This window comes from Seonamhaeicola sp. NFXS20 (assembly GCF_049132085.1).
In the GTDB taxonomy this organism is placed as follows: Bacteria; Bacteroidota; Bacteroidia; order Flavobacteriales; family Flavobacteriaceae; genus Seonamhaeicola.
The window spans coordinates 208,543-220,600 of record NZ_JAFMPU010000005.1 but is presented as its reverse complement, the minus strand read 5'-3'; the positions used below and the strand labels follow the sequence as shown (position 1 = coordinate 220,600).

The following is a 12,058-nucleotide window of genomic DNA, read 5'->3' as shown; positions in this document are numbered from 1 at the left end:
TAGCAAGTTACCGTGTAACGCGGAAAGCCCGACTTGAACGCAGTGAGAGTAACGCCCAAAAAGTGTATAAAAAAAGGCTGTCAAAAATATTAAAATTTGACAGCCTTAAAGGAAACTTAGCTAACTAACCTAGCAAACCGAAAATCTAAGTTTCTCTTTTTCATAACATAATTATTCTTTTTTTTCTAGAACTAGTGTACTTTCTGTTTCGCCTATAAAGGAGAGATTTACCAATTCTATTCTGTTTTGTGTAATTTCTTTAATTTTCCATCTATAGTTAAGTTGACTAAATGGAAGCTCTATACCAAAGTGCATTGCTAAATACAGCTCTGAATTTCTGTAAGCTAACCAAGAGCCGTCTATTATTCCGTTATTTGGGTCTGTTACTTTAATCCATCCACTTTCTAAGAAATTGATTGTGTATAAATAGAAATTTTCTGTTAAATCTGCATCTAAAACCATGTATGAAGCTACCTCCCATGTACTTGAAACTACAATATCATCTATGTAATTTAGGTCATTGTCTGTACCTGGACAATGTCTCATTAGTGTCATTTTATTAGTGTTGTTATTTTCTAACTTTATTAATTCTGTTCCTAAGAATGTAATTACCCATTGTTTTTTTAGATTTGGTCTATCTTCTAACTCGATTGATACCCCAATATTTCCTGAGTTTATAACAAATACTTCGTAAGTTCCTTCAATTAACTCGCCATTAACACTAATTTTCACAACATTGTTTTCATAGAATTTTAAAGGTGTGCCTATGTAGTCTGTCTCATTATCTGTTCCATCAACGTTTAGTTTAGTTACTCTCCATAAACACTCTTGTAAATAACTTTCAACGCGGTCTATGGTGTTGTCTATAATAATATCACAATAACGTTTCATGATGATTCTGTTACTGTCTTCTTGATATATTTTAATTTTTCCTTCTTCTATTTCATAAACGTACCACTCTAATGTAAAGTCTGCTAGATTCTCAAATTCCATTTTTAACTTAACGCCTTTACCTAGTTCAACACTAGTTTCCCATGTACCTGTTAGAATATCGCCATTTCTAGTTTTCATTACCACGACACCTTCTTCTTTAAAGTTAATAGCATATTCAAAATAGGTATCTGTTAAACTAGTTGCATTTCTTTTAAATTCATGTATTAACCATGGGCATTTTTTTAAGTACTCATCTAAACGTTCTTTAGTGAAATCGTCATCGTTATAATCGTTGTCATCGTCTTCATCGCATGCGTCTTTGGCTTCTTTTATGGTATTATGTAACTCTACATTGTTGTTTACAACTACTTCAGTACCATCTGCTAATTCCATTGTTATTGGGTAATTTATACTTGCTAAGACTTCGCTGTTTCTAATTTTTTTCATGAAACGATACAATTGTTTATCGTTTTCAATTTCAACGGTATCAATAATTAAGAAATCTGAATTAAAAATTGAGAATGAAATTGGGTATTGAAAATCTATACACTCAATGTCATCATCTACTTCATTTTCTCCTCCACATTCTTCAACGTGAGCTTCTAATTCTGCTTCACTACTAATGGTAACCTCATCATAATCTGCATTAATAATGGTGACGGGGAAAATCATTTCTAGATTATCATCATCTTCATCAAACTCATCAAAAACAGCTTCTACAATAGTAAAATCTTCTTCAGAATCAATGATAATCTCAACACCATTTACAATAACAGTAACTGGTAGTTTAATAGAAATACAACTAGCCTGATCTATAATATTGTCTTTAGAACCGTCCATTTTAGAAGTTGCACTTACAAATGCTGTAAGCTCAGATTCTGCTACTAAAGCCTCTTCTTCTGACGCTTCTGTAATTTCAACTACTTCTTCTTGACATGAGTTAAAAAACAAAAGAGCAAAAAAAGGTAGTAATAAGTATATTCTCCAATTAGTTTTCATGATGTTTGGTTTTAGTTTAAACATAGCTTTTTTAATGATAAAACAATTCAACTTTAAAAATTCCCACCCTTATACCTTAAAAAAAAGTTAAAATTCTAGTAAAAAGGGTTATTTTAGTACAACCAACTACCAAAACCATGAGCAAAAAATTACATGATAATATTTGTGCAGAACATATTTTTTCATCAATATTTAATAAACACGCTAAAGACCTACACAATTTTTTATACTATAAATTTGGCGAATTATTAAACCCTAAAGACAAAGCTCAAGAAGCGTTTGTTAAACTTTGGGAAAACTGTGCAAAAATAACACCCGATAAGGCCAAAAGCTTCCTTTTTACTACCGCGAATAATTTAATGCTGAATGAAGCGGCACACCAAAAAGTGGTTTTAAAACATCAAAAAAATGCAAAACCTAAATTAAGCACTAATGAAAACCCTGAGTTTTTAATGCGTGAAAAAGAATATAATGACAAATTACAACGAGCACTTGAAAACTTAACCGAACCACAACGCGTAGCTTTTTTAATGAACAGAATTGAAGGAAAACGCTTTAAAGAAATTGCCGAAATTTTAGATATATCTACCAAAGCCGTTGAAAAACGTATTTATGGAGCGCTGAAAAAATTGAGAGAAGAAATTAAGGAGTTGTAGTTGGTGGTTGTTAGTTAAAATCAACATAATTTTCACTAAATAAATATTGAAATTTGAATTTATTAAAAAAAATTAAATGATAAGGGTAGGAAAAAATAAAAATAACTTGTTATATAGTTGAATAGAGGAAAAATGGACAGAGAAACTTTAATAATAAAATGGTTAAATAATGATTTGAATAATCAAGAACTTCAAGCTTTTAAAAACCTTGAAGACTATGATGATTTAGTAAAGTTAAATAACAACTTACAAGCTTTTAAGGCTCCAAAATATGAGACTTCAAAAGAACTTGAAAGTGTATTAGCAACCATTAAAAATAAAAAGCAACCTAAAACGTACTGGGTAAAACCCTTTATGCGTGTTGCTGCTATTTTAGCTATTTGTTTTGGCCTTTATTATTATACAACAACTATTGATACTACTATAACAACCGATATGGCTCAAAAAACCACGGTTAATTTGCCAGATGCCACTAGCGTTTCTTTAAACGCTAAATCGGTTTTAATATTTAATAAAAACTCTTGGAAAAACAACAGAGAAGTAGAACTACAAGGCGAAGCTTTTTTTAAAGTTGCTAAAGGTTCTTCTTTTAACGTTATAACAGAAACAGGAACCGTTACGGTTTATGGCACTCAATTTAATGTAAAACAAAGAGACAATTATTTTGAGGTTATTTGCTACGAAGGTTTAGTAGGCGTTACTTTTAATTCTCTTGAAACTAAATTAAATCCTGGAGACAGTTTTTTAATTATAGATGGGAAAACAATTGCTAAAGAAAAAGAAAACAGCTTAACTCCTTCGTGGTTAAATAACGAAAGTCATTTTAAAAGCTTACCCTACAAGCAAGTTATTGCAGAGTTTGAAAGACAGTACAATGTTGATATAACTTTAATTGGCGTAGATTCCAATGAGCTATTCACAGGTAATTTCACACATAACAATATTGAAGTTGCACTAAAATCTATTACCTTGCCTTTACATTTAACTTATAGTCAATCAAACGATACTATAATTTTAAAGCGTGAATAGCAAAGGACTCATTTATCTTTTTATTTTCCTGTTTTTTTTGAACGCTACACTTTTAAAAGCACAAACCGTTCAAAAAGAAAAGCAACTCCTTACTGTTGTATTAAAACAATTAGAAGACCTATACAATATTAGTTTTTCTTATGCAGACAAAACAGTTAAAAATAAAATAGCAACACTACCTGATAAAAGTTTAGCATTACAAGACGCTTTAAGACTTTTAAAAAAAGAAACAAACCTAGATTTTGAAGTATTAAATAATCGTTTTGTAGTTATAAAACCAGTAAAAAAAAAGAGAACTAGTTTTAAAATACAAACCCTAGAAGAAGTTATAGTTACCAATTATTTAACCACCGGATTAACCAAATTTAATGATGGCTCTATAACTATAAAACCTGAGACTTTTGGTATTTTACCAGGATTAATAGAACCTGATGTTTTACAAACCATTCAAGCTTTGCCAGGTGTAATAAGTACCGATGAAACAGTTTCAAACATTAATGTTAGAGGTGGCACACATGACCAAAATTTGTTACTTTGGGATGGCATAAAAATGTATCAATCTGGTCATTTTTTCGGGCTCATTTCCGCATTCAATCCGTACATCACAAAAAAAATAAACGTTTACAAAAACGGAACTAGTGCTAAATATGGCGAAGGCATTTCTAGTATTATAGACATGCAATTACCTAACGAAATTGATAATGAATTTAAAGCAGGTGGTGGTCTTAATTTTATAAATGCAGATGGGTTTGCTAAAATTCCGCTTTCTAAAAAAACAGAATTGCAACTTTCATCTCGCAGATCTGTAACAGATTTAATTGAAACTACCACTTACAATCAATATTTTAAACGTATTTTTCAAGATTCAGATTTCAACAACAATAACAGTAACGGTAATTCTATATCGCAAAATGAATCATTTTACTTTTATGATGTTACGCTTAAATTCCTCTATAACATTACTAAAAAAGATAAACTAAGACTTCATTTTTTAAACGTAAATAATAAGTTTAATTATGATGAACAATCTACAATTAATGATAGACCAGAGTATTTAAACAGTAACCTATCACAACAAAATTTAGCGTTGGGCATTACTTATACCAAAGATTGGACAGACCAATTGTCTACCACAACTCAAGTTTATGCTTCAAACTATTCTTTAGATGCAACAAACCATGATGTTTTAAATAACCAGCGATTAATTCAAGAAAATAGAGTTTATGACCGTGCAGCCAAAATAGACCTTAACTACAAACATAATCATCAATTTCAACTTAATGGTGGTTATCAACTAAACGAGGTTGGTATTAGTAATTTTGAAGACATTAATAACCCAAATTTTAGAAGATATATTAAAGAAGTTGTTAAAAGTCATGCTGTTTATGTAGAAACCTCATTGCTTTCTTATGGGGCGCAAACTAAATTAAAATTTGGCACACGTTTAAACTATCTTGATAAGTTTAACATGTTTATTGCAGAACCCAGATTAAGTTTTAGTCAACGTTTTTTAAGTGATTTCAGATTTGAAGTTTTAGGTGAATATAAAAGCCAATTCACTTCTCAAATTATTGACCTTCAAAACGATTTTCTAGGAATTGAAAAACGTCGGTGGGTACTCTCAAATAATAATAAAGAGGTTATTGAAGTAGGTAACCAAACCATATTTCCCGTACCCGTTTTAAAAAGCAAGCAACTATCAGCTGGAGTTCATTATAATAAAAACAAACTATTAATTAGTGCCGAAACTTATATTAAAAAAGTAGATGGTATAACTACTAGAAGTCAAGGTTTTCAAAATCAATATCAATTTGTTCATAGCGTTGGTAGTTATGAAATTAAAGGCATTGATATATTGCTTAACAAACAATTTGACGATGTTGTTAGCACATGGATCTCTTATTCATATAGCACTAATAATTACCTGTTTCCAGACCTAAATAATGGAAAAAAATTCCCTAATAATACAGATATAAGGCATGCAATTACATTTGCAGGCACTTATACTCAAAACAATTTAAAACTTGCTATGGGGTTAAACTGGAACTCTGGAAAACCCACTACAATTCCTGCTGAAAATAATGATCCTAACAACCAAACAATTACTTACCAAAGTCCTAATAGTAATAATTTAGATGATTATTTAAGAGCCGATTGTTCTGCTACCTACTCTTTTGATTTATCAAGAACTTCTAAAGCCACCATAGGTGCTTCTGTTTGGAATGTACTAAACCGAAAAAATGTTATAAATACCTATTATACATCTGATAATGAAGGAAATATATCTAAAATAGAAAATGAGTCATTAGGCATTACCCCAAACATAAGTTTTAGACTACATTTTTAACACAAAACATCATTAAATCGATATAAATATGCATTTCGTCGATATAATTAACTGAATTTCAACGAAAATTCATTCTTTTTTGATTCGCTAGTAAATATATTTTCTATTTTCCTCAAAAAAAGAAAAATGGCATCACTAAATCCTCTTACGTCAAACTTAGACTTAAGAAAAGCTAAGCATTTACTAAGGCGTGCTACCTTTAATTTCTCCAAAGAACAATTGGAAGTATTTACAGGTATGACGGCAACCCAAGCCATTGATAGTATAACTACAGAATCGGCATACATACTACCAGAACCTTATGATCCGCTTCCAACCGATAACCCCGATGAATTTTGGACCTCTTCTGAAGAGTTACCAAACAACTTTTCAGGACAAGCCAGAAAACGGGGAATAGTTACAGCATGGTGGTGGTATAATGCCATCAATCAAACAAGTATAAAACATAAATTATCCTTTTTCTTTCATACATGTTTTACAGTTGCTAAAGACGATGGCGCAGGTGCTTCAACCTACTATTATGATTACTTAAGGTTACTGGATTTTTATGCATTAGGAAATATAAAAACCCTAGCAAAAAAAATAACATTAGATAATGCCATGTTAGATTATTTAGATAATACACAAAACAATAAAAATAATCCTAACGAAAACTATGCCCGAGAATATTTAGAGTTATTCACCGTTTTAAAAGGTGAACAAATTGGTCCAGAAAATTACACAAACTATACCGAAATAGATATACAACAAGCTGCTAAAGTACTATCTGGTTTTAAACAAAGTCCCGAAAGAACAGATATAGATCCAGACACTAACATCCCAATGGGGTATATAAACATTGACCAACATGATACAAATAATAAAACTTTTAGTAGTGCTTTTGGCAATCAAGTTATAGTTGGTAGAGATACTGAAACTGGTGCTTTTGAAGAACTTGATGATTTTGTTGAAATGGTTTTTGCACAACCAGAAACAGCAAAGGCTTATTGCAGAAAACTATACCGTTACTTTGTTAAAAGCACTTGGGATGAAGAAGTTGAAACCGATATTATAGAACCACTAGCACAACTATTAATTGATAACAATTATGAGGTATTACCTGTTGTAAAAACCTTATTATCTAGCGAGCATTTTTTTGATGCTGATGATAGTGATGCTACCGATGAAATTATAGGAAGTATTATTAAAAGCCCATTACAATTACTATCTGAAATTTGCTCTATGTTTAGTGTAACGTTTCCTAATCCATCAAGCAATGCTTTAGATTATTACAACAATTTCTTCTACAAATTTATTCATAACAGTTACTTTAAAGCTTCGGGAATGGACTTTTTCAATCCAGAAGATGTAGCAGGTTATCCCGCTTACTACCAAGAACCAAATTTTGACAGATATTGGTTTTCATCTAACACAATTATAGGAAGATACAAACTTGTAGAAAGTTTAATTGAAGAAAAAAACACCATTACATCTGGTAACACTTATGCTTCATTAGATACCGTGTTATTTGTAAAAAATAAAATTACAAATGCCCAAGACCCCAATTTACTTATTTCAGAAATAGCAGATTTATTATATCCAGAATCTATTGATACAGATAGGGTAAACTATTTTAAAAGCTTTTTAGTAGATGAAGGTTATCCTGATTATTATTGGACAGGTGTTTGGAACCAATATCTAAGCAGTAATGATGATGTTACTGTAAAAACACGTTTAGATGCTTTAATAATTGCTATGATTAATGCTGCTGAATTTCAATTAATGTAAAAACTATGAAAAGAAGAAACTTTATAAAACTTTCGGCCTCAGCCTCAGTTATTGGTTTAACACCTTTTCAACTGCAAGCGGCATTAAAATCTTTTATGCCTTATTTTGAATGCCCAGACATCTCAAACCGAAAATTGGTGCTTATAAATTTAGCAGGAGCAAATGATGGTCTCAATACTGTTGTTCCTTTAAATCAATATGACATTTATAGTAATTTAAGACCTACTATAAAAGTTCCTATTTCAGGAACTAACAAATATATTACCTTAGACAGTACCTTACCAGATAACCAGCAAGTTGGGTTAAACCCTGCTCTAACAGGATTTAAATCTTTATATGATAAGAGTTGGTTACGCGTAATACAATCTGTGGGGTATCCATCACAAAATAAAAGTCATTTTAAATCTACCGATTTATATTTAACAGGAAATGACGGTAACAGCCTCTTAAATGGTTCGGACACAGGTTGGATGGGACGCTTTATGGAATTATTCTATTCCGATTTAATTGTTGAAAGCTACCCACTTGCAGTAGAAATTGGCTCAAACAAAACATCATTAGGGTTTCATGCTGAAGAAGCTCACGGATTATCTTTAAATCTTACAGGGCAAGACCCCGCAGGATTTTATACTGTTTTAAGCGGATTAGGAGGTGTACCGCCTTTAAACATTCCAGATTCAGATTATGGAGATCAATTAAAATTTATAACAAATACTGATGCTCTATCTAATACATATGCAGAATCTATCTCTAATGCATTTAATAAAGGAAGAAATGATATAACCTATCCAGATACAGATTTATCTAATCAGTTAAAAACAGTAGCTAGATTAATAAGTGGCGATTTAGGCTCTAAAATATACATGGTACGTATTTCTGGATTTGATACTCATGACGCACAAGTACAAGGTGTTGGTGAAGTATTAGGAAGACATCACGAATTACTTACAGAGCTATCTGAAAGTATGGAAGCTTTTATAAATGATTTAAATAGTCAAAATTTAGCCGATGATGTGGTAGGACTCACCTTTTCAGAATTTGGTAGAAAGGCTGCAGAAAATGGCAATTTAGGTACAGACCACGGAGAGATAGCTCCCATGTTTGTTTTTGGTAAACCAGTAGCTGGCGGGGTTTCTGGTACAAACCCAGATTTAACTGAAGCTACAAGTAACAACAACTATCAACTAAAAACAGTTCAATACGATTACAGACAAACCTTTGCAACCCTACTACAAAATTATCTTGGTGCTAATGACACCGTTATTGATGCTACGTTTTTCAACCATACCTTAAATGATAGTTTTGTAAATTTAAAAATTGAAGATCTTTTAAAATCTGAGTATGATATCTCAAAAGGTTGCGTTGCAAGTACAAATGACTCAACAAAAGAAAACAAGCAATGGTTAATATACCCCAACCCATTTAGAGACACTGTTAATTTATCTAGTATCAACAACACAGAAACTGTTTCATTTAGAGTATACAATGCTTCGGGTATTTTATTGTTAGAAACAACAGCAAGTTTAATTGATGGTGCCGCTAGTATTAATTTATCTAAATATAGTAGCGGTGTTTACTTTTTTCAAATACTCTTGGAAAACAATAAAACTGAAATTCATAAGGTTATTAAAATTTAGTTTATGAAAGCACTTAAAGCTCTTTTAACTTTATGTATTATTGCAATTATAGCGCCTTCTTGTAGTTATGATTTAGACGATAAAACCGAAGGTTCGATCTTAATTGAAGAGCCAATAATTACCACTGACACCACTAGGTTGTGGGTTTTAACACATAAAAGATACGAAAGCCCTGGTATTTATTTATACAATGAAACAACCGCTACGGTTGAGTTAAAATTAAATTTACCTGCAAATTTAGAATCGCCACATGCTTTAGCTTTTGATGGTGAATCTTTATGGGTTGGTGGTGATGCAGAAAACGAATCTGTTTACCAACTTAACCCAGAAAATGGTTCCGTTCTATCTGAAATAAAAAACATTAAAACAGAAGGTATTGCGCTGTTAAATGACTACTTGTACTATTCAAACTACAAAACAATAACTAAAATAGAGAAAAACGGAACGCTTGTTGAAGAAATTTCTACAAAAAACTCATCGTATAATATTCCAGATATTGCTATTTATGACAATAACTTATACTACTTACGTTATTCTGAAACCGAACCCGTAGTTAAACTAAAACTATCTAACAAAAAAGAAAGTAAAATACCTATAGCAGAAAGCACAGGCACCTATTGTCTTACCGTTTTTAATGATGAAATAGTTACAATAACACCGTTTAATGAAATTAGCCGATTTAATCTAAAAACAGGTGAACTTATCTCAACCAACCCTACAGAAATAAAGGGTTGGATAACAGCCATAGCTCCCTACTATGAATTATAATTACATACGTTTAGGCACCTGAATTCCTAAAACACTAAAAGCATTTTTTATGGTATTAGCTACGGCTTTAGATAACTGAACTCTAAAGGTTTTTTCATCTTCGTTATCAGCTCCTAAAATAGATACATTTTGGTAAAATGAGTTAAACTCTTTTACCAAATCATAAGTATAATTTGCTATTAATGCAGGACTATGTTGTGTTGCCGCATTTTGAATTACTTCTGGGAATAGTTGAAGTTGTTTTAATAATTCTTTTTCTTTTGTATGTAATTCAACCGCAACATCATCATTACTAGTTGATGCTTTTCTTAAAATAGATTGAATTCTAGCATAAGTATATTGTATAAAAGGCCCTGTGTTTCCTTGAAAATCTATAGACTCTTTGGGGTCAAAAAGGATTCTTTTCTTAGGATCTACTTTTAAAATGTAATACTTTAAAGCCCCTAAGCCTATGGTTTTGTATAGTTCCTTTTTTTCTTCTTCAGAATAGCCTTCTAATTTTCCTAGTTCTTTTGAAATTTCTTCAGCAGTAGCTGCCATTTCATCAATTAAATCATCGGCATCAACTACAGTACCTTCTCTACTTTTCATTTTACCACTAGGTAAATCTACCATACCGTAACTTAAATGGTACAGGTTTTTTGCCCAATCAAATCCTAATTTTTTTAGAATTAAAAACAACACCTGAAAATGATAATCTTGCTCGTTACCTACCGTATAAACCATACCGCCTACATCTGGAAAATCTTTAATGCGTTGTATAGCAGTTCCAATATCTTGAGTCATGTAAACGGCTGTACCATCGGCACGTTGTACTATTTTTTTATCTAGACCTTCATCTGTTAAATCACACCAAACAGAACCATCCGCTTCTTTATGAAACACACCAGATTTTAATCCTTCTGCTACAAATTCTTTTCCTAATAAATAGGTATTACTCTCATAATACAGGGTATCAAAATCTACTCCTAAGTTTTTATATGTTTGGTTAAAACCATCATAAACCCAACCATTCATAGTTTTCCAAAGGTTTACAGTTTCCTCATCTCCTGCTTCCCATTTACGTAGCATATCTTGAGCCTCTAATAAAATGGGGGCATTCTTTTTTGCATTCTCTTCTGTTTCTCCAGAAGTAATTAGGTTTTCTATTTCCTTTTTATATTCTTGGTCGAACTTTACATAATAATTTCCAACCAATTTATCACCTTTTAAACCAGTGCTTTCTGGTGTTTCTCCATTTCCAAACCGTTTCCAAGCTAACATACTTTTGCAAATATGTATTCCTCTATCATTAATAATCTGGGTTTTATAAACTTTTTTCCCTGAAGCTTTTAAAATTTCAGAAACACTGTATCCTAATAAGTTATTTCTAATATGTCCTAAATGCAGAGGTTTATTTGTGTTAGGAGACGAATATTCTACCATAATAGCTTTTTCATTTACTTGTGGAGTTACAAAACCAAAGCTATCATCATTTTTTATAGAATTAAAAAAGTTAAGATAGTATAAATCGCTAATTTCAATATTCAAAAAGCCTTTAACAACATTATAAGCTTTAACATCTTCTACATTTTCTACCAAGTATTTACCTATAGTATCACCTATTTGAACTGGATTTCCTTTTATATACCTTAACATAGGAAAAACAACCACAGTTATATCTCCAGCAAACTCTTTTCTTGTTGCTTGAAATTCTACAGATTCAATTTTAACATTAAAAGAAGCTACAACAGCTTGTTTTACTTGGTTTTCTAAGGTTAATTGAAGACTCATTGATAGTTTATTTTTTAGGTGGCAAAGATAAAACTTTTATTAAAGCTTTAACGTAAAAAAACTATTAGAAACTACTAGATTTTGATTAATTATTTTTGTAAATTTCTCATAAACAATCAATTAAAAAACATGAATAAAAACAGATTTAA

The 12,058-nt window shown here is 31.2% G+C and carries 8 protein-coding genes; 6 read left to right on the top strand and 2 right to left on the bottom strand.

Features of this window, described 5'->3' with window-relative positions; genetic code table 11:
• Nucleotides 1-171: 171 nt before the first annotated feature.
• A complete protein-coding gene (locus J1D01_RS09710; RefSeq protein ID WP_421150677.1) occupies nucleotides 172-1,932 on the bottom strand; it encodes a hypothetical protein in 1,761 nt (586 codons plus the stop codon).
• Between the two features lie 137 nt (nucleotides 1,933-2,069).
• Here J1D01_RS09710 and J1D01_RS09705 point away from each other — a divergent pair, with 137 nt between their 5' ends.
• The 6 genes from J1D01_RS09705 to J1D01_RS09680 all read left to right on the top strand — a co-directional run bounded on the left by J1D01_RS09705 (nucleotide 2,070) and on the right by J1D01_RS09680 (nucleotide 10,136).
• A complete protein-coding gene (locus J1D01_RS09705) occupies nucleotides 2,070-2,588 on the top strand; it encodes an RNA polymerase sigma factor (RefSeq protein ID WP_372937411.1) in 519 nt (172 codons plus the stop codon).
• A 132-nt stretch (nucleotides 2,589-2,720) separates the two neighbouring features.
• The gene (locus J1D01_RS09700; protein ID WP_421150676.1) at nucleotides 2,721-3,617 is read left to right on the top strand and encodes a FecR family protein; all 897 of its coding nucleotides are present in this window, start codon (nucleotides 2,721-2,723) and stop codon (nucleotides 3,615-3,617) included.
• 37 nt (nucleotides 3,618-3,654) lie between these two features.
• Entirely contained in the window at nucleotides 3,655-5,964 is a 2,310-nt protein-coding gene (locus tag J1D01_RS09695; protein WP_421150675.1) for a TonB-dependent receptor plug domain-containing protein, read from the top strand.
• Nucleotides 5,965-6,090: 126 nt separating this feature from the next.
• A complete protein-coding gene (locus J1D01_RS09690; protein WP_421150674.1) occupies nucleotides 6,091-7,731 on the top strand; it encodes a DUF1800 domain-containing protein in 1,641 nt (546 codons plus the stop codon).
• Between the two features lie 5 nt (nucleotides 7,732-7,736).
• Nucleotides 7,737-9,368, top strand: coding sequence for a DUF1501 domain-containing protein (locus tag J1D01_RS09685; RefSeq protein ID WP_372937406.1), 1,632 nt, complete (start codon nucleotides 7,737-7,739; stop codon nucleotides 9,366-9,368).
• A 3-nt stretch (nucleotides 9,369-9,371) separates the two neighbouring features.
• The gene (locus J1D01_RS09680; protein WP_421150673.1) at nucleotides 9,372-10,136 is read left to right on the top strand and encodes a DUF5050 domain-containing protein; all 765 of its coding nucleotides are present in this window, start codon (nucleotides 9,372-9,374) and stop codon (nucleotides 10,134-10,136) included.
• On the opposite strand, the gene argS is transcribed toward J1D01_RS09680, so the two are convergent.
• Complete coding sequence (gene argS / locus J1D01_RS09675) at nucleotides 10,137-11,909, bottom strand: arginine--tRNA ligase (RefSeq protein ID WP_372937258.1); 1,773 nt, start codon at nucleotides 11,907-11,909, stop codon at nucleotides 10,137-10,139.
• Nucleotides 11,910-12,058: the final 149 nt, after the last annotated feature.